The organism is Gaetbulibacter sp. M240 (assembly GCF_043876815.1).
Taxonomy (GTDB): Bacteria; Bacteroidota; Bacteroidia; order Flavobacteriales; family Flavobacteriaceae; genus Gaetbulibacter_A.
In genome coordinates this window covers 674,491-694,071 of the sequence record NZ_JBAWKA010000001.1, presented here as the reverse complement: position 1 = coordinate 694,071, position 19,581 = coordinate 674,491, and the positions used below count along the sequence as shown (strand labels likewise).

Genomic DNA, 19,581 nt, shown 5'->3' with positions numbered 1-19,581 from the left:
CTTACATTTAGCGAAGCATCTTTTAATTACATGTTTCTAAATACAATTAAAAATATCTTCGACATCAGGGATGGAGAAATTAAAATCTCCTTTTTGATGCAGGCTTACATATTTTTAATAATCACCACCTTGCTGATTGTTAAACCAACGGTAAACGCGTTATTCCTTTCTGATTTGGGTGTTGAAAGTTTACCATTTGCCTATTTAATAGTGGCCTTCGTTGCCGTTTTAAGTTCCTATTTTTATTATAGAGCTTTAGTTTCCTTTCAACTCAAAAAAATTATTCGGATTACCCTGGCCATTTCCGTTATTCTTTTACTTGGCTTAGGTATTGTTTTAAGTTTCAAGCTAATTAATATTTGGCTCCTGTACTTCTTTTATGTTTGGGTAGCTATTTTTGCCGTTCTCTCAGCATCTCAATTTTGGGTTTTAGCCAATATGGTTTTTAATGTTCGAGAAGCAAAACGAATTTTTGGTTTTATTGGTTCCGGTGCTATTTTAGGAGGAATTTTTGGAGGTTATTTAACTTCTATTCTTGTCCCTTGGATAGGTATTGAAAATTTAATTTTTATTGCGGCCTTTTTATTGATCATCTGTTTCCCCGTCATAAACCAGATTTGGAAGCTACGAGTTAAAGGCTTGAATCAATTTAAAAAGAAAAAACGAGCAATCGTAACGACGGAGAAACCATTCCAACTCATAAAAAACTCTAAACATCTGAGCTATATTGCAGGCATTGTTGGTGTTAGCGTTGTTGTTGCAAAACTGGTTGATTATTTATTCAGTGATTTTGCCTCGTCCAGGATTCCGGATCCTGATTCGCTTGCAACTTTCTTTGCTTTTTGGTTCTCTACATTCAACCTGATTTCATTGGGAATTCAGCTTTTCTTTACAAGACGTATTGTTGGTGTTTGGGGTGTAGGGTTCTCATTAGGATTGCTTCCTTTTGGGATCTTTATTGGATGTTTGATATTCTTGGTTTTTCCGGAATTGATTATCGTGATACTTATCAAGGCCATTGATGCTACTATGAAACAATCTATTCATAAAAGCGCCATTGAATTACTATCTCTTCCCCTGCCCTTTGATCTAAAAAATAAAACAAAATCTTACATTGATGTCGTCGTCGACAGTATTGCCACAGGAATAGCAGGTTTTATCCTCATATTTATAGTGAAAGGACTCGATTTGGGTACTTTTTATATTTCCGTCATCATTCTCCTATTGGTAATCATTTGGATTTATTTTGTTTATAAAGTGCGTTTGGAGTATTTCAACACGTTCCGGGAGAATTTAGCCCTCATAACGGAAAAAAATATTGGTTCTAAAAACTCATTGAAACCAAAGGGATCTGTCTTAAATGGGATGAAGACGGTATTCACTAAAGGTACTGAAAATCAAATTTTATTCATGTTGAATAAACTCCTTGAGATCAACGACAAGCGCTTTGCCGGAGAATTAAAACAACTATTAAAACATCCTTCAAACAAAATAAAAATTGCTGCCATTGAAAACCTGTATTACTTAAACAATGTAAATGTGTTGTCTGAGGTTCCTGAATTGTTGAAATCTAATGACGAAAATCTTGTTTTAGCTACTTTAGAATACGTCTTGTTACGTCAACCTAAAAATAATCATGGCTTTTATAAAACCTATCTTGACCATGAGAACAAAACCATTTCCAACGCCGCCTTGTTATGCCTAGCACGGGAAGCAAAAAATAATTATTCTCTTAAACAAAATTATAATTTAGATCAGCGTTTAGCCCAGCAAATTTCTTACATCGCCAACAATAAAGCTGATATTTCAACCTTAAAATTTACATTGAGAACTATAGGAAATGCTAACCTCCAAAAGTATTATCCCTTCTTACAAACCTACTTAAAACATAAAGATCAAGACGTACTTGCAACGTCTATTTATGCTTCCGGTCTTACTTTAGACCCTTTATTCATAAAGCCCCTAATGGGTTTCCTAACTCACAAGATCCTTCGGGAACCTGCTCAGGAAGCATTATTAAATTTTGGAAATGCGCTTTTACCTACCCTAGTTGACCAAGTAAAGGCAAGGGTTTATTCAATTGAGATCTGCAGGAGAGTTCCCGGACTTTTTGAAACTTTCAATTCTCAGGAAGCTATTACACAGCTCCTTCTTTTGATTGATGATCGCGATTTAAGTATCCGACTTGAAGTGATTCGATCTCTGAGCAATATAAAACGGAAATCCCCTAAATTTAAGTTCAATCGGTATAAAGTGGTTCGCATGATTTTGGAGGAATGTAAATTATATCAAAAGACCCTTTCGGCTTTACATACCCAAATAATTCAACAATATCGGAACAGAAAAAGAACCAAGGAAGTATTAAGTGAAGAAGAACGCGATGCCCGATCGGTATTACTAGATCTGTTAGAACACAGACTGGATTCGAGTTTGGAGCGTATCTTTAAATTATTAGGTTTAAAATACCAACAAAAGGATGTAGAAATCGCCTATTTTAGTCTTACCAGCGAAAAACATGAAGCGCGAAATAATGCCATTGAATTTTTAGACAACCTTCTTACCGGAGACCTCAAAAGAAAGCTTATTCCTATCATTGAAAATACAGTTTTGGATATTACCTCGGATGAGGTTATCCAGAAAATTCAACAGAAAATACTATCTGAATTTGAGTGCTTTAAGTTGCTATTAGAGGCCAATGATGTTAAACTGAAACGAGCGGTTTTGTATTTGATTAAAATTGAAAACGACAAAAAATACGTGCCTTTGGTGGAAACATGCGCAAAAAGCAATGACGAAAAAATAAAACTTTTTGCCATTGAAGTCCTTGAAAGTTTACAGAATTAATAGGAAGAGGCTTGAATAATTTTGTCGATACTTCCAGCCAGAACCATGTGATCTGTTGCAGAATTTTTGCGTAAAACATTGGTCATTAAAACGACCATGTATTTTTTTCCATTAGGATGTTCTATAATCGCAACAGAGTTCATGAAATTTTGAACATTTCCCATATATTTCCCACAGGTCTCGCCTTGACTTCTATCACACTTATATAAACTTCCCGACTTAAAAAAAACAGCAGCATCTTTGAAGGCCGGAGCTTGCGCGTATCTGATCCTTCTATCAGTCATATACATTAAACGTTTCATTTCTAAACTTGATGGCGCGTCAACAACTTGTCCTTGCTCTAATTTTATTAGAAATTTCATTAATCCAACTGGAGTTCCTATACTCCCGCCTTTATCTCCCACGTATGTATTTGCTCCTTTTGTAAAAAAACTTCCTAAGCGCCACTCATCACCTGATATTTCTAAATCCCGTAATGGTAAGTTCACCACATCATTACCGATATCGATAAGTTCCTTTCTGTTCGCAGTTTTAAAAAATTCGTCCGCTTCCTCCTGACTCAATTCAGGATATTTCGAACCGAAAATTTGCATCAATAATACCTCCCGCCATACAATACTGGCTGCTCCATTATTACTTACAGACAACATATGATCTGCCCATTCAAAAAGACTGAAAACATCACTTGCCACCACCTGACGCTTTACAAGTTTGTTGGTTTCGATATTAAAAATTGGTATCGTATGCTCATCCGTTAAAGCCCAAATACCCGCCCGCACGGTTTTATTTCGAAGTAATTCCAAACGCTTTTCAAAATCATCAGGGTATATTTTAGCTAATTGCGTAAATAATCCTGCTAAAACAGCGAGCTTCCCAACACTTCCAGGCTGGTAACCAAAAGTTTCATTTCTATAGGCATAATGTGTATCCTGAATATTTGAAATATCAAGAATGCTTAACGAATAGCTTTTATCTAAGCCTTGGAACAAGGCATTAATTTTCTTTTGAAAAATAGGATCCGGCTTTATAAAACAAATCAAACTATCACGTTGTCTGGGTAGCAGATTTAAGGTAATGTCTTTGTAAGACTTCAGTGCCCCTGTAGGCAAATTAAGAGGTTCCTTCAATTCACCGTTTTTAATAAGCTCGAGTCGCTTTAGGCGTTTGATTCCCGTATGTTCGTAACCATCAATGGGGTAGTAAGGCCTGATTGTAAATGAAAGGCAGCTTAAAACAAAAAGTGTAAAAATTAAATTTTTATTCATCGTTTATTTTTTGGTTGAGAGAAATCTTTTTGTTTTTGTCTATTGTAGGAGTAATGGTTTCCAAATACGAAGAACTTAAGGCCTTTTTGTTTTCCACAAACGGTCGAATTTGGAATAACCAAATTTTATTGTTCTTAAAACCAAGTTCAACGTCATAGGCGCCGTGATAGTCGGCATCAGTTTCCTTTGGAAGTCTCTCTCTGATTACTTGGGCGAAGGCCCGAATTTGATTCAAGTTTTGCTCACTTAAAATGGGTTGCTCAAAAGTGGCTTGCTTTTTACCTACGCCTCCGGATTCCGGCAAGCTATTATTCAATGTTTCTCTGGATGGTGCTAAAAGCTGGTAACTTCCGGAATTAAAGATTACATAGGTTTCTGCAAATTGTCCATCCACAGCCCCTCCGGCACCGCGACTGAAAGCTACGGTTAGATCCTTGTCATTGCCATTACTTATTCCTTTGGTGATCAATACACCTGAATAATCTACATCCACACTAGGTATAACCAAAATAGAAGGAAACACATTTTCGGGATTGAGTAAAAACTTTTGACGCCATTTAAAACTTCTTTCACTATACGGTGATGCCCAAACCTCTTTAATACCATCAAGAATTTTGCCTTTATCACGAACATTGAATAGGGTTAAATTTAATCCGGCACCTGTAAAATCCTTCAGATCTTCCATATTGGTATCGCTTCTTAAAAACACAGGAATGTCCCCTAAGTCCTTACCTAAAATAGTTTGAAAATCCGTTTCCAATTCACTTACAAAATCTGCTTTTAACGGCATCGCCCGAATCGCATCCCGTAAGATACTCAATTGTTGTAATTGATATTTTTCTACGTCAGTCTCGGTAATGCCTTGAGCTTGCATTTTTTCCGCCTCCTTAAAGGTATTCTTCAGAAACTCCCAGTACGACATGTTTTGACCGGACATGGTCTGATTCATATGATCTCTAAAAATACCGAAAGGAATGACCATTCCTTCAACAACCCGATCTGGAAACATTTTTTTCAATTGCCCCAAATTTGCTGCCTTAGGACCACACAATTTCCCTGAATCATCGGCATCCACTGTTCTGAGATTTACAACATGGGTTTGGTCTAAACGTATTTGTTCTACCGGGACCTTAACTTTTTCTTCTTTGCGCTCGGTTTTTTCAAAAAGTGATTTTTCAACGGCTGTCATCGTTGACTCTGGTTTCATGATAACATTTCCCTTGTTGGAGACAGCGTAGAATACTATTTGTCCGTTAAATTTTTGAAGATCCCTTAAATTCTCATCGGAAAGTGCCGCATTGGGTATGCCCAAATTTCTGGCGAGTAATTGCACGTGTGAAACCAGGTTACCTTCCGAAACGGTAGCTATTCCAGCCACCGGTTTTAAATCTGAGGGCGGCCTTTGAAAAATATAGATGTTGTCCGACGAAACTTCAACCTCATCAGGATCTCCAGACACAACCACCAAGGGTCCCAAAGTATAACCCGGATTTAAACCCCGAAAACCACTTTGATTCGGAATATCCATTACTTTATTCGTGAGTTCCGAAGCTTCAGCTATAAAATCACCCAATTTGCTTACGGTTTGGCCGAGTGGCAAGGCAATAGACCCTCTGATTTTATCATCTATAAATCCAGATGACAAAGGTTCAAATCCTAAAAATTCATTAACCACATACTTATAATTCGCCTTGAACATTGAGGCACTCCATTCCACTTCGCGCTGAGCATTCTGTAAAATTGTTGTTAGGTTCCCAAGGGTCATAGCATTTAAAGAATCGGGAGTTTTAGTAAAACTTAAGGCATCCCATTCCGAGCGCTCTATATATCCGGCACCAACAGAAGCCATTCCCAAATAACAAACCTTATCAATTAACTCTCCCACATCCTCAGTTTCCCAGTTTGGAGCATTCTTATAAATGATGTTTTCAAGTTTTAAAGAAAGATCAAGTAATTGAAGCCTTGACTTAGGCTGCTTTTCTTCAAGAAGTTCATTTCTTATATCATATAATAACTCTGAGGTTTCCGAAACTAATTTGGCGACATTGGAACTACGGCTATTTGAAGCAACGTAGGCATCAATTTTCTGACCGATCTTTGAACTCTTCAACAATGAAATATCTTTATTCAATGACGCTATATCAACAGGTTTAAAAAATGTGGTCATGACGCGAATTAAATCATCTAGCGCTTTCATTTGATCTTGAGTTAGTTTCGAATTATGTGATGTTTTAAAATCCTTAACCCTCTCAACATCACTAACTTCTGGCTGACTGTGGATCTTTACACGCAAATCCATAAACTCCGGGACTTCATCTGAAATTACTTTAGACTTACTCCTAATTAATTGCGACAAATTATCATCACCTTGATGCGGGATATCTTTGAGCGATTGCCGAATTAAAAAATAATTTTTTTTGATGAGATTATCCTGAGACAACAACCATGTGAAAAATTCAATACCCCAGGCCGCTTCATCTTCCGCCTGAATTGCGCCGCGATAAAACTGGCCCTTTCGGTTGATCCAACCGTTATCAACGCCTGTCAAATACTTCTCTAATTGGTATTGTTTTAATCGGGAGTGATTGTTTTCAGCATCCCAAAAATCGGCCTTATCAGTATAGGCTAAAATTTGTCCCAAATAAATGTGATTGCTTTTTCCTAAAGCAATTACTTCGTCTTTATATCGTGCATGCTGAACACCCGGACCAATAGGATCTGGACAAGGATCTTTTGGCTGCCGTATACTTCCATCTGTACAAAACCACCGAATGTCTTTGTATGGCCCCCGGATATCCGTTTTATAGTCTTGAATTCGCTTTGAAATATCTTGATTATTGATTTTTTGAGAAAAGGTTTTTCCACAACAAACCAGGATAAATAATAAAAGAAATGTGGGCGTTTTTACCATGAATTAAATTCTGTTACTAAGGGAAAGTACATTTTTGTATTCCAATTAAATGTAAGACATTTTTTATTAATAAAGGGTTTATGTTCTGATTTAAACTATGCATTTAAATACTCCTTTTTATTAGCTTTGCAAATCTTTATAAACCTTTAGTATTCATGCAATGACGCGTAAGCATTTCGTTACACTCCTATCACTATTTAGCTTACTTTTAAGTTTTGCCCAACAGAGCATAAAAGGCAAGGTGGTAGATGTTGTTAATGGAACCCCAATACCATTAGTCACTATTTCTCTCAACAACAATTTGGTGACCGCTTGCGATACAGAGGGAAACTTCACATTGAATAAGGAGGGTTATTATCAATTTGAAGTACTTGGGTACAAGGTTAAAAAAATGCAATTGGTATCAAGTAAATACTATATTATCCAACTCGTCATGGATCCCTCTCAACTCGATGAAGTTATTGTGAGCGCTAGCCAAATTCCCCAACGTTTAAAAAAAGCCACTGCTGCCATAGCAGTTGTATCTTCCAATGATATTGCCCGGAGCAATACTTTGAATTTTGACAAGACCTTAAACCGTATTCCCGGCATTTTTATGCAAAGTGGAGCATTAAACACCAATAGAATTACCATTCGTGGTATTGGGGCGCGAACGCCTTTCGGTACGTCAAAAATAAGGGCCTATTTCAAAGATATTCCACTTACCAACGGAAGCGGCGAAACCAATATTGAAGATTTTGAGTTAGGATCTATTTCGCGATTTGAGATCATAAAAGGTGCGGCGTCGAGTATTTATGGTGCAGGCTTGGGTGGTGTGATCCGGATGGAACCCGAGACCTCTTTTTTAGATCAGACCAATTTCGAAACCGAATTATCAATGGGTTCTTTCGGTCTTTTCAAAGCCCTATCAAAAGTAAATGTCGGATCGAAACATTCAGCTATAAAAGCGATTTATAGCCACACTTCAAGTGATGGGTACAGAGAAAATAACAACTACCAGCGAGAAACCTTTACGTTAAGTTCCGATCATTACCTAAACAAAAAGAACCAACTCACTTTTTTTGGAAGTTTTGTGGATTTAAAAGCTTTTATTCCAAGTTCTATTAATGAAGCCACTTTTTTAAATAATCCTGAAGTAGCAGCCTTTACCTGGAAGCAGGCACAAGGCTATGAAGATGCGAACCGCCTGATCGCAGGAATTTCCTGGTCTCACGATTACACCTCAAAACTTAAACAATTCACCAGTGTTTTTACAAGTTTTAGGGATTCCTACGAGCCACGCCCTTTTAATATTTTAACCGAAAAGACCTCAGCAATCGGACTCCGCAGTCGTCTTCTGGGACAAGGAAATTTAGGAAACACACCATTCCAATGGACTTTAGGCGGCGAATTATTCAGGGATTGGTATGCCTCTGCCACATTCGAAAATTTATATGAAGATTATCCTCCCGGAACCGGAAGTGTTGAGGGCGATAAATTATCCGATTTTAAAGAGCGTCGAAATTATTTTAATGCTTTCGCGGAAGCTAATATTGAAGCCTCTAAAGATTGGACGATTTCCTTTGGGTTAAACCTGAATCAAACGGGTTATACCTTAACCGATCGTTTTCCGGTGTCTACAGAAAACCCGGATCAATCGGGCCGTTATACCTATAAAACGATAGTGTCTCCAAAACTGGGAATGTCCTACCTGATCAATGAAAATATCAGTATGTTCTCAAGTGTAAGTCATGGGTTTTCCCCTATTTCATCAAATGAAACCTTATTACCCGACGGCCAATTAAATACAGATTTGAAACCGGAAACCGGATGGAACTACGAGATAGGTTCCCGAGGCACTTTTTTGAAAGATCGCATGCAATATTCAGTTTCCTTGTTCCGGTTAGCACTAAAGAATCTGTTAGTTGCCCAACGTACAGCACAGGATCAATATATTGGCATCAATGCGGGTAAAACGCGCCACGAAGGCATAGAATTAAGTTTATCCTATGATTGGCTGAAATCTGAAAACACAAGTTTAAATTCTCACATAAGCTACACTCGGAACCATTTTACTTTTTTAGAATTTACAGACGACACCAATAATTATTCAGGCAATGATCTTACCGGTGTACCATCGCATGTTTTTAACGCTCTACTAGATTTTGATACCCCTTTCGGACTTTATGGGAATTTGAATTATCAACAGGTAGGACAAATTCCAATAACCGATAGTAATAGTTTGTATACAGATAGTTATGGCCTTGCGAATTTTAAGATGGGATTTAAAAAAGCCTTATTTAAGTCCTTTAAAGCAAATATATATTTTGGCCTAAATAACATTTTCGACACGGACTATGCTTCACAAATTCTTACTAATGCTGTGGGATTCGGAGGTAGTGCACCACGTTATTATTATCCGGGAAACCCGATAAATTATTTTACAGGATTTAATCTGAATTATTCTTTTTAAATTTACCTTGAAAAAAAATGAGCAACTATGAAAAAATCACTATTTAGCACCTTGTTCTTGGCAATGGTGTGTTTGGCTTGTGCCCAGCAAACGCCTTCAGAAGTAACAGCTGAAAGTCCTGAAAATCTGAATTACACAACAGAATTGGTCGTTGAAGAAATGGGTATTCCTTGGGGTATGACCTTTTTACCTGACGGAAGTATGTTGTTCACTGAAAAAAGTGGCCAGTTGTTTCATTTTGTGGATGGTAAAAAAACGATCATTGCCGGACTTCCTGAGGTTTACGTTAGAGGTCAGGGAGGCCTAATGGATATTGCTACCCATCCGGATTATGAAAATAATGGGTGGCTGTACATTACTTTTGCTTCATCAGAAGGAGAAGAGGAAGGAGGAAATACGGCTTTAATTCGGGCGAAACTCAGAAATGATTCTTTGGTATCGATCGAAAAACTTTACAAAGCAGTTCCCAATACTAAAAAAGGACAACATTTTGGTTCACGCATAGCTTTTGATGATGCCGGCTATCTTTATTTCTCTATTGGAGAGCGCGGAAACCGCGAAGTGAACCCTCAGGATATCACCCGTGATGGTGGAAAAATTTACAGATTAAATGACGACGGTTCAATTCCTGCGGACAACCCTTTTGTAAATGATGCCGATGCAAAAAAGGCTATTTATAGCTATGGACATAGAAATCCACAAGGGCTCACCAAGAATCCATTTACCGGAGAGATCTGGGAACATGAGCACGGACCTCGAGGTGGCGACGAGATTAATATTATTCAGAAAGGAAAAAATTATGGTTGGCCGGTTATTTCATATGGTATAAATTATAGTGGCACTTCATTTACCGACATCACAGAAAAAGAAGGTATGGAACAACCATTGTTCTATTGGGTGCCTTCTATTGCACCAAATGGTCTCGTTATTGTTCATTCCGATAGGTATCCTAATTGGGAAGGTAACTTGCTTGTGGGATCCTTGAAGTTTCAATATCTGGAACGCTTAATATTGAAAGATAATGAAGTGGTAAAACGCGAAAAATTATTCGAAGGTATTGGTCGCCTTCGAGATGTGGTTCAGGCTCCGGATGGTTTTATCTACATTGCGGTGGAAGGAAAAGGTATTTTAAAAATCGTGAAAAAATAAGACTTTGAAATTAATAACTTTAAGCTGGTTAACAGGGCTTATTTTCATTTCCTCTTACCTGTCACTAGAAACTGAAAATTATACAGCACAGGACCCCTTACAGGAAAGCATCGAAAGAGGGGCTGAAATTTACACGGATTTTTGCATGAATTGCCATTTAGCTTCAGGCGAAGGTGTAGAAAATGTTTATCCACCATTAGCCAAATCAGATTATTTAATGAAAAATCAGGAAGAAAGTATCCGTGGACTTAAATATGGCCAGCAAGGTGAAATTACAGTCAATGGGAAAAAATATAACAGTTTTATGCCGCCACCGGGATTGGGTGATGATGAAGTTGCCGATGTTATGAATTATATCAATAATAGTTGGGGCAACAAAAACACAAAAATAGTTACTGAAGCGGATGTGGCTACAATAAAAAAATAGGTCATTTGATATTAATTGGATATTGATTTACCTAAATTTGTGACACGCTAATTAAAAACCGAATCATGCTCATTATAGGAATTGCCGGCGGTACCGGTTGTGGAAAAACAACTGTGGTCAATCAAATTCTGAATGAACTTCCGGAAGGGGTAGTTGGCGTGATGTCGCAGGATTCCTATTATAAGGACACCTCACATTTAACGTATAACGAACGCGTCAATATCAATTTCGATCACCCGCAATCCATCGATTTTGATCTATTAGAATCACATCTTAAGATATTAAAAACAGGGCAACCAATAAATCAGCCCGTATATTCCTTTGTAAAACACAATCGCACAGGCGATGTGGTCATAACGCTGCCGAGAAAGGTTATGATCGTCGAAGGAATTCTTATCTTAACACATCCTTCATTACGGGATATGTTTGACATTAAAATATTTGTGCATGCCGATAGCGATGAGCGCCTAATACGACGTTTAAAACGAGATATCGCTGAACGCGGAAGAGATCTGGATGAAGTTTTGAGCCGTTATCAAAACACCCTGAAACCCATGCACAATCAATTTATTGAACCTATGAAAGAGTTTGCCGATATTATTATACCAAACAATAAATACAATACAGTGGCTATTGATATCGTTCGAACTATAATCAACAACCGACTTTAAACATGGCTTTTTTTAAGCATAAAATATTTAAACCCTTCAAAAATATCTTTATCCTGATACTGGCAGGCTTTGCTATATGGATGCTTTTTTTTGATACAAATTCGTGGCTAATTCATCATGAATTAAATGGCGATATCAAGGATCTAAAAAACGAAAAAGACTATTACCTTGAGGAAATTAAAAAGGATAATGCCGCCATAAAAACTTTAAAAACAGAGGAGGGTCTCGAAAAATTTGCTCGGGAAAAATATTATATGAAAAAGAACAACGAGGAAATATATATTATAGAATACGAAGACAGCATAAACGCTAATCCACATGAATAAATCGAGATCCTTATTTGATGCGTTCGAACCGGTATCTGCGAAACAATGGAAACAAAAAATCCAATTTGATCTTAAAGGTGCTGATTATAACGATACCTTGTTATGGCATTCAAATGAAGGTATTGTGGTTAAGCCTTTTTACCATGCTGACGATTTTGAAAATGTAGAAGAACTACCCTTAACAACCCCATCAAATTGGAAGATCAGTCAGGCTATTTACGTGGCAGACACCAATAAGAGTAATTTAAATGCGATCGATGCACTGGCGCGTGGTGCAGAAAGTCTTCAATTTATAGTCCCTGACACCTCAGTTTCGGCTGAGGCTCTTTTAAAAGATATTGACCTGGATACTATTCCAGTGTATTGCGATCTTCTTTTTTTAGATGTTGATTATGTGAAAAACTTAATGAACCTTCAGGGTAAAGCCGGCATATTTATCAATACGGATATCATAGGCCATTTAGCCGTAAAAGGAAATTTTTACAACAATCTGAATTCAGATTTTTCCGCCTTTATTTCAAACGTAAAGATCACTAAAGCCATTACTGTTGACACCATTATTTATCAAAATGCTGGTGCAAACATGGTACAGCAATTAGCTTATGCGCTTGCCCATGCAAATGAATATTTAAATCAACTGACGGCAGCACGAGAAAAAGGTCATATTGATAATCCTTGGGAAACCCTGCAAATGATTTTTAGAGTGTCAATTGGTTCAAATTACTTTTTTGAAATAGCCAAACTTAGAGCCTTAAGGCTACTTTGGGAAACCCTGGCCGCTACATATGGCATTCAAGCTAATTGTAAAATCATGGCTACGCCATCCAGACGTAACAAAACCATTTACGATTATAATACAAATATGTTGCGCACTACCACAGAATGCATGAGCGCTATTTTAGGTGGCGCAGATGTAGTTTGCAATTTAGCATATGATTCCATTTACCATAAGGTTAATGAATTTGGCAATCGTATGGCACGAAATCAGTTATTGATTTTAAAGCATGAAAGCTATTTTGATAAAGTACACAATCCGGCTGATGGCGCCTATTATATTGAATCGTTAACAGATCAATTAGCTGAAAAAGCTTTGGAACTTTTTAAAACTATCGAATCAAATGGCGGGTTTTTAAGTCAGTTGAAAGCCCGAACTATCCAGCGGAAAATAAAAGAAAGCGCGGCAAAAGAACAGGCTCAATTCGACAATGGTGAAATTGTCCTGCTCGGAACGAATAAACACCCGAATCCAGAAGACAAAATGAACGAGAATCTCGAGCTCTACCCCTTTGTAAAGACGAAACCACGAAAAACATTAATTGAACCCATAGTTCCAAAACGATTAGCTGAACGATTAGAACAAGAACGATTAGAACAAGAACGATTAAAAAAGGAATAATATCATGACATTGAGAGGATTTTATATCACTATATTTTTAGCCTTTACCCTTCTTAGCTGTAACAAAAAGAACAATTTTAAGGATTTTAAATTTTCTGATGAGCAGCCTGTCATTACGTGTAAAAGCCTGAATAATGAGCTATTAAATGAAGCTTTATACAGTTTTGAGAATGATTTGAATAGACACTATAGTAGGTTATCCGGACAAAATTTAACCTTGGCCTATTCGCGATTTATCAATGGCGCAGTGAACAATCGTATCAAACTCACAGATATCGCTTCCAAACATTCTGTTCTGGTTTTTCAAGCCCTTAAGGATGAAGACCTCTGGGACGCTGAAAACCCCAGAAGTCATTTAAACTATAATAGTCCGTTTTTTAACTGCCTGATCCAAAATATAAACGAAAAACAATTACAAGCTACTTTGAAGGCCTTGCTAGAAACAAACTCCATGAGTCCAGAGCTGTTTGGAGCACCTTTAGCTTCAAATTACCGGGCGGCAGTTACTGATAAATATATAGCGCTTTATGTGGCTTTCGACCTGTTTTACGCGAAATTTTTTGACGAGGATTTATCTTTGGTAAACTTGAAATCAGATCCATATGAAAATGTGGATTTCAATAAGATTCCTAAAAAATAATATTAAATATTATCAAACCATAGTTTTTTTGAGAAAAGACGTTCAACATATTCAAATTAAAAAAAACAAGGATAATATAAAGCCAGGTAAAAGTTCATTTACTTCGGCTGAGGAAATTCTTATTCAATCGGTTTATACACCGAAAGATTTGAAGCATGTTGAACACCTTGATTTTGTTGCAGGTATACCGCCGTATCTTCGCGGGCCTTACAGTACAATGTATGTACGACGCCCCTGGACCATTAGGCAATATGCCGGTTTTAGCACGGCTCAGGAAAGTAATGCGTTTTACAGACGTAATTTAGATGCCGGGCAAAAAGGTTTATCTGTAGCTTTCGATCTCCCCACACATCGTGGCTACGATAGCGACCATGAACGTGTTGTAGGCGATGTAGGCAAAGCTGGAGTTGCCATCGATTCGGTTGAGGATATGAAAATACTTTTCGACCAGATCCCACTTGACAAAATGAGTGTTTCCATGACCATGAACGGCGCTGTGTTGCCAATTATGGCCTTTTATATTGTGGCCGCAGAAGAACAAGGGGTGAAACCGGAGCAGTTGGCCGGAACCATTCAAAATGATATTCTAAAGGAATTTATGGTTCGAAATACGTACATCTATCCCCCGTCCCCTTCCATGAAGATCATTTCGGATATTTTTGAATTTACGAGTCAGTATATGCCAAAGTTCAACAGCATCAGTATTTCGGGTTATCATATGCAGGAAGCGGGGGCAACCTGTGATATTGAACTAGCATACACGCTAGCAGATGGTGTGGAGTATATCAAAAAAGGTCTTGATGCCGGAATGGATATCGACACCTTTGCACCACGTTTATCGTTCTTCTGGGCTATTGGCATGAATCACTTTATGGAGATTGCCAAAATGCGTGCTGCCAGAATGTTATGGGCAAAATTGATAAAACGATTCAATCCTAAAAATCCAAAATCATTAGCTCTGAGAACACATTCGCAAACCTCGGGGTGGAGTTTAACAGAGCAAGACCCCTTTAATAATGTAGCCCGGACAACTATTGAAGCCGCAGCAGCGGCCTTTGGTGGTACTCAAAGCTTACATACAAATGCTTTGGATGAGGCCATTGCCTTACCCACAGATTTTTCAGCTCGGATCGCGAGAAACACTCAAATATTTTTACAGGAAGAGACTAAGATCACCAAAACTGTTGATCCTTGGGCAGGGAGCTATTATGTAGAAAAATTAACGCACGATATTGCACAAAAGGCCTGGGAGCTTATTGAAGAAGTTGAAACGCTTGGTGGTATGACCAAAGCGATTGAAGCAGGTATTCCCAAAATGCGGATTGAAGCGGCCGCAGCCAAAAAGCAGGCCCGAATTGATTCTGGAGAGGATATCATTGTTGGGGTTAATAAATATAGGTTAGACCAGGAAGATGCTATTAGCACTCTTGAAGTTGATAATAATACCGTTCGAAATCAGCAAATTGTGCGTTTATCTGAGTTGAAGGCAAATCGTGACGCGCACAAAGTCGAAGACGCTTTAAGTAAAATTACTGAAGCGGCACGGCATGGTAAAGAAAATTTATTAGCTTTAGCGGTAGAAGCTGCCCGGCAACGTGCAACACTAGGTGAAATTAGTGATGCACTGGAAACCGTTTTCGGACGCTACAAAGCACAAATTAAATCCGTAACAGGCGTGTACAGTAAAGCTATCAAAGACGATGAGTCATTCAAAAAAGCCAGAGAAATGGCTGATATTTTCGCAGAACAGGATGGTAGACGGCCACGTATCATGATCGCCAAAATGGGCCAGGATGGCCACGATCGTGGTGCTAAAGTCGTAGCTACCGCTTATGCAGATTTAGGTTTTGACGTAGATATAGGACCACTATTTCAAACACCAAAGGAAGCTGCAAAACAAGCTGTTGAAAACGATGTTCATATACTTGGTATTTCTTCGTTGGCAGCCGGTCATAAAACTCTGGTTCCGGAAGTTATCAAAGAATTAAAAAAATACGGTCGGGATGATATTATGGTTATTGTTGGGGGTGTCATTCCTAAACAGGATTATCAATTTTTGTTTGATGCCGGCGCTATTGCAGTGTTCGGACCGGGAACTAAAATAAGTGATGCCGCAATTAAAATTTTAGATATTCTTATTGATTAAAGATTTTATACTTAGTAGAAATAAAAAAACCGCTTTGTTTTACGAAGCGGTTTTTTTGTAAATTGATTTTTATTACTCTTTTGATTCCATCGGTTTACTGAAATCACCGGCATTTACAACGGTCCACTTATCAAACAATTTAAATTACTTTTTATTGACTTTATTCACGTCTTCAACGGTAAGCGATTTATTCTAAAAAAAATTATAAATTATGGTAATCAGACATTTTATCGAAGTTTTGAAATTTTTGAGTACTTCGCCTTTCGTCTATTTGTTAACAATTTCCGTTTTTATTACTGACAAATAATTGTATTTTTACCATTCATAAAACCAAATCATTAATGGGTAAAATAATAGCAATTGCTAACCAAAAAGGAGGCGTTGGAAAAACCACTACATCAGTAAATTTAGCGGCCTCTTTAGGTGTATTAGAGAAAAGCGTATTGTTAATCGATGCCGACCCTCAAGCGAATGCAACATCCGGAATAGGAATTGATGTCGATTCCGTAGAGCTGGGAACCTACCAACTTTTAGAACATTCAAATTCGGCAAAAGATGCCATTATTAAAACAGGAACTCCAAACTTGGATATTATTCCGGCCCATATCGACCTGGTAGCTATAGAAATTGAACTGGTTGATAAACCCTCTCGAGAGTATATGCTAAAAAAGGCTCTGGAAGATATCAAGGACGAATACGATTATATTATCATCGATTGTGCCCCATCATTGGGTTTATTAACTCTGAATGCACTTACCGCTGCCAATGCTGTAATCATCCCGATACAATGTGAGTATTTTGCATTGGAAGGTCTGGGTAAATTATTGAATACTATTAAAAGTGTTCAAAAAATTCACAATCCGGAACTGGATATTGAAGGGCTTTTGTTAACCATGTACGATTCACGTTTACGCCTTTCAAATCAAGTGGTTGAAGAGGTTCAAAAGCATTTTAATGACATGGTTTTTAAAACCATCATTCAGCGAAATGTACGATTAAGTGAAGCACCAAGTTATGGTGAAAGTATTATTGATTACGATGCTTCCAGTAAAGGTGCCACAAATTACCTAAGTTTGGCAAAAGAAATTATCGATAAAAATGGTTAAGTATGGCGAAGGCAAATAAAAAACAGGCTTTAGGTAGAGGGTTATCGGCATTATTGAATGATCCTGATAACGATATAAAATCAGCTAAAGATAAAAATGCTGAAAAGGTTATCGGTAATATCATTGAGTTGGATCTTGATTTTATTGAAGTTAATCCATTTCAGCCGCGGACCAAATTCAGTGAAGAATCCATTCAGGAATTAGCATCCTCCGTTAAAGAGCTTGGTATTATTCAGCCTATAACCGTTAGAAAACTGGGCTTTAATAAATACCAGTTGGTTTCAGGTGAACGCCGTTACCGCGCATCGAAACTCTTAAATCTGGAGACGATTCCTGCCTATATTCGTATCGCTAACGATCAGGAATCTCTAGAAATGGCTCTTGTTGAAAATATTCAACGTCAGGATCTGGATCCTATTGAGATCGCCTTATCATACCAGCGTTTAATTGAAGAAATTCAGCTTACCCAGGAACAAATGAGTGAGCGCGTAGGTAAAAAACGATCAACTATAACGAATTATTTACGCCTACTGAAACTGGATCCCATCATTCAAACAGGCATTCGTGATGGCTTTATCTCTATGGGCCATGGCCGTGCGTTGATCGCTATTGAGGATCAGGGTGATCAGTTGGATATCTACGAAAAAATCCTCTCGGGTAAACTATCGGTGCGTGAAACCGAAGACCTCGTTAGGAATTATCATGATAAGGGTGAAAGCAAAACCCCTTCAAAAAAAGCCGAAGACCAAAGCGTTCCCAAATACATTAAAAAAGGGGTTCAGGTGTTCTCTGAATACTTCGGACATAAAATTGACGTTAAAGTCTCTAAAAATGGGAAAGGAAAAATTACGATTCCATTCCATTCTGAAGAAGATTTTAATCGTATTAAAAAATTAGTTCAAGGTGAAAAATAAAATCCTTATAACAGGATATTTTTTCTTTTTACTCAGCTACACCCTTTCAGCGCAGGAAAAAAAGGTCCCGGAAAAAGAAATTATTAGCGACGAGGTTCTTGTGGACTCTGTGCAAGTGGCTAGCAAACCCATTGACCCCTTATCTCCAGCCAAAGCGGCGTTTTATTCGGCGATACTTCCCGGATTAGGGCAAGCCTACAACAAAAAATATTGGAAAATCCCTTTGGTTTATGGAGCTATTGGAACCGGCGTTTACTTTTACATTAACAACACTCAAGAATATAATCGTTACCGGGATGCTTATAAAAGTCGATTAGCAGGTTTTGAGACCGATGAGTTCTATTTTGACGCCCAGGGAAATAAGTTGACAAGCCCAAGAGTAACAACCGAAGGATTACAACGTGGTCAAAAATTTTACCGTCGGAATCGGGAATTGTCGCTGTTGGTTTTAATAGGCATGTACGCACTAAATATCATTGATGCCAATGTGGATGCCCATTTATTACAATTTAATGTGGATGAAAATCTGAGTTTAAATCCCCATTATGAATTAAATAATATTGATGCTCGGGGTAACCTCGGACTCAGTTTGAATTTTAAATTTTAAAATCTATGAAAATTGCCTTACTCGGATATGGACGAATGGGTCAAACTATTGAAAAAATAGCGGTCGATCGCGGCCATGAAGTAGTGTTACGCGTGGATAAAGATGATACCGATTACGATATTACCAAAGCTGATGTGGCGATTGATTTTAGCATTCCAGATGCAGCTTTCAATAATATATCAAATTGTTTTAATAATAAAGTTCCTGTGGTTTCAGGCACAACCGGCTGGTTGGATAAATACGATGAAGCTGTTGAGCTTTGCAAGGAGAAAAAAGGCGCATTTATTTATGCATCAAATTTCAGTCTGGGGGTTAATATCTTTTTTGAGCTGAATAAAAACCTGGCTAAAATGATGAGCCAATTGAAACAATATAAGGTTTCCATGGAAGAAATTCATCATACCAAGAAATTAGATGCTCCTAGTGGCACTGCAATTACCTTGGCAGAGGGGATCATTGAAAATCATGAAAAATACACGGAATGGAAATTAAATGATGGTTCCAACAACAACCTGTCAATTGTTGCGAAACGCATTGATGATGTTCCGGGAACGCATACGGTATCATATGAAAGTGATGTAGATACTTTAATGATCCAACATACAGCACATAGCCGACAAGGATTTGCATTAGGAGCCGTGATCGCAGCCGAATGGTTAAAAGAAGATAAAACGGGTGTTTTTACTATGAATGATGTGTTAAATATTGGTTAATTACAAAAACCTTA

At 37.8% G+C, this 19,581-nt stretch carries 15 protein-coding genes; 13 read left to right on the top strand and 2 right to left on the bottom strand.

What is annotated here, in order from left to right:
- The first annotated feature begins 30 nt into the window (after nucleotides 1-30).
- Nucleotides 31-2,844 carry an NTP/NDP exchange transporter gene (locus V8G61_RS03030; protein ID WP_394873952.1) on the top strand — a complete coding sequence of 938 codons (2,814 nt, stop codon included), beginning with the start codon at nucleotides 31-33 and terminating at the stop codon, nucleotides 2,842-2,844.
- On the opposite strand, the gene V8G61_RS03025 is transcribed toward V8G61_RS03030, so the two are convergent.
- Nucleotides 2,841-4,109, bottom strand: a complete 1,269-nt coding sequence (locus V8G61_RS03025) for a serine hydrolase (RefSeq protein WP_394873951.1) — start codon at nucleotides 4,107-4,109, stop codon at nucleotides 2,841-2,843. The two genes, V8G61_RS03030 and V8G61_RS03025, sit on opposite strands and share 4 nt — an antisense overlap.
- Nucleotides 4,102-7,020, bottom strand: coding sequence for a PEP/pyruvate-binding domain-containing protein (locus tag V8G61_RS03020; protein WP_394873950.1), 2,919 nt, complete (start codon nucleotides 7,018-7,020; stop codon nucleotides 4,102-4,104). The genes V8G61_RS03025 and V8G61_RS03020 overlap by 8 nt, the downstream gene beginning before the upstream one ends.
- A 160-nt stretch (nucleotides 7,021-7,180) precedes the next feature.
- Between V8G61_RS03020 and V8G61_RS03015 the strand changes: the two genes are divergently transcribed.
- From V8G61_RS03015 to dapB, 12 genes are all read left to right on the top strand, one after another.
- Nucleotides 7,181-9,472, top strand: coding sequence for a TonB-dependent receptor domain-containing protein (locus V8G61_RS03015; protein ID WP_394873949.1), 2,292 nt, complete (start codon nucleotides 7,181-7,183; stop codon nucleotides 9,470-9,472).
- Nucleotides 9,473-9,499: 27 nt separating this feature from the next.
- A complete protein-coding gene (locus V8G61_RS03010; RefSeq protein ID WP_394873948.1) occupies nucleotides 9,500-10,621 on the top strand; it encodes a PQQ-dependent sugar dehydrogenase in 1,122 nt (373 codons plus the stop codon).
- 4 nt (nucleotides 10,622-10,625) lie between these two features.
- On the top strand, nucleotides 10,626-11,048 hold the full coding sequence (locus V8G61_RS03005) for a c-type cytochrome (protein ID WP_394873947.1): 423 nt from the start codon (nucleotides 10,626-10,628) through the stop codon (nucleotides 11,046-11,048).
- A 65-nt stretch (nucleotides 11,049-11,113) separates the two neighbouring features.
- A complete protein-coding gene (gene udk / locus V8G61_RS03000; RefSeq protein WP_394873946.1) occupies nucleotides 11,114-11,719 on the top strand; it encodes a uridine kinase in 606 nt (201 codons plus the stop codon).
- Between the two features lie 2 nt (nucleotides 11,720-11,721).
- Complete coding sequence (locus V8G61_RS02995) at nucleotides 11,722-12,045, top strand: septum formation initiator family protein (RefSeq protein ID WP_394873945.1); 324 nt, start codon at nucleotides 11,722-11,724, stop codon at nucleotides 12,043-12,045.
- Nucleotides 12,038-13,441, top strand: a complete 1,404-nt coding sequence (locus tag V8G61_RS02990) for a methylmalonyl-CoA mutase subunit beta (RefSeq protein WP_394873944.1) — start codon at nucleotides 12,038-12,040, stop codon at nucleotides 13,439-13,441. Before V8G61_RS02995 ends, V8G61_RS02990 begins: the two co-directional genes overlap by 8 nt.
- 4 nt (nucleotides 13,442-13,445) lie before the next feature.
- Nucleotides 13,446-14,081 carry a hypothetical protein gene (locus V8G61_RS02985; RefSeq protein WP_394873943.1) on the top strand — a complete coding sequence of 212 codons (636 nt, stop codon included), beginning with the start codon at nucleotides 13,446-13,448 and terminating at the stop codon, nucleotides 14,079-14,081.
- A 28-nt stretch (nucleotides 14,082-14,109) separates the two neighbouring features.
- Nucleotides 14,110-16,227, top strand: coding sequence for a methylmalonyl-CoA mutase (scpA, locus tag V8G61_RS02980; RefSeq protein WP_394873942.1), 2,118 nt, complete (start codon nucleotides 14,110-14,112; stop codon nucleotides 16,225-16,227).
- 341 nt (nucleotides 16,228-16,568) lie between these two features.
- Nucleotides 16,569-17,333 carry a ParA family protein gene (locus V8G61_RS02975; RefSeq protein ID WP_394873941.1) on the top strand — a complete coding sequence of 255 codons (765 nt, stop codon included), beginning with the start codon at nucleotides 16,569-16,571 and terminating at the stop codon, nucleotides 17,331-17,333.
- A gap of 2 nt (nucleotides 17,334-17,335) precedes the next feature.
- A complete protein-coding gene (locus V8G61_RS02970) occupies nucleotides 17,336-18,247 on the top strand; it encodes a ParB/RepB/Spo0J family partition protein (protein ID WP_394873940.1) in 912 nt (303 codons plus the stop codon).
- Entirely contained in the window at nucleotides 18,237-18,854 is a 618-nt protein-coding gene (locus V8G61_RS02965) for a DUF5683 domain-containing protein (protein ID WP_394873939.1), read from the top strand. Before V8G61_RS02970 ends, V8G61_RS02965 begins: the two co-directional genes overlap by 11 nt.
- A gap of 5 nt (nucleotides 18,855-18,859) precedes the next feature.
- Entirely contained in the window at nucleotides 18,860-19,567 is a 708-nt protein-coding gene (gene dapB, locus V8G61_RS02960; protein ID WP_394873938.1) for a 4-hydroxy-tetrahydrodipicolinate reductase, read from the top strand.
- Nucleotides 19,568-19,581: the final 14 nt, after the last annotated feature.

Excerpts from the sequence above, each read along its gene's own strand:
- V8G61_RS02975 (WP_394873941.1), top strand. The coding sequence starts at position 16,569 with ATGGGTAAAATAATAGCAATTGCTAACCAAAAAGGAGGCGTTGGAAAA.
- V8G61_RS02995 (WP_394873945.1), top strand. The coding sequence starts at position 11,722 with ATGGCTTTTTTTAAGCATAAAATATTTAAACCCTTCAAAAATATCTTT.
- V8G61_RS03030 (WP_394873952.1), top strand. The coding sequence starts at position 31 with ATGTTTCTAAATACAATTAAAAATATCTTCGACATCAGGGATGGAGAA.
- V8G61_RS03010 (WP_394873948.1), top strand. The coding sequence starts at position 9,500 with ATGAAAAAATCACTATTTAGCACCTTGTTCTTGGCAATGGTGTGTTTG.
- V8G61_RS02970 (WP_394873940.1), top strand. The coding sequence starts at position 17,336 with ATGGCGAAGGCAAATAAAAAACAGGCTTTAGGTAGAGGGTTATCGGCA.
- dapB (WP_394873938.1), top strand. The coding sequence starts at position 18,860 with ATGAAAATTGCCTTACTCGGATATGGACGAATGGGTCAAACTATTGAA.
- udk (WP_394873946.1), top strand. The coding sequence starts at position 11,114 with ATGCTCATTATAGGAATTGCCGGCGGTACCGGTTGTGGAAAAACAACT.
- V8G61_RS03025 (WP_394873951.1), bottom strand. The coding sequence starts at position 4,109 with ATGAATAAAAATTTAATTTTTACACTTTTTGTTTTAAGCTGCCTTTCA.
- V8G61_RS03015 (WP_394873949.1), top strand. The coding sequence starts at position 7,181 with ATGACGCGTAAGCATTTCGTTACACTCCTATCACTATTTAGCTTACTT.
- V8G61_RS02990 (WP_394873944.1), top strand. The coding sequence starts at position 12,038 with ATGAATAAATCGAGATCCTTATTTGATGCGTTCGAACCGGTATCTGCG.
- V8G61_RS02985 (WP_394873943.1), top strand. The coding sequence starts at position 13,446 with ATGACATTGAGAGGATTTTATATCACTATATTTTTAGCCTTTACCCTT.
- V8G61_RS03020 (WP_394873950.1), bottom strand. The coding sequence starts at position 7,020 with ATGGTAAAAACGCCCACATTTCTTTTATTATTTATCCTGGTTTGTTGT.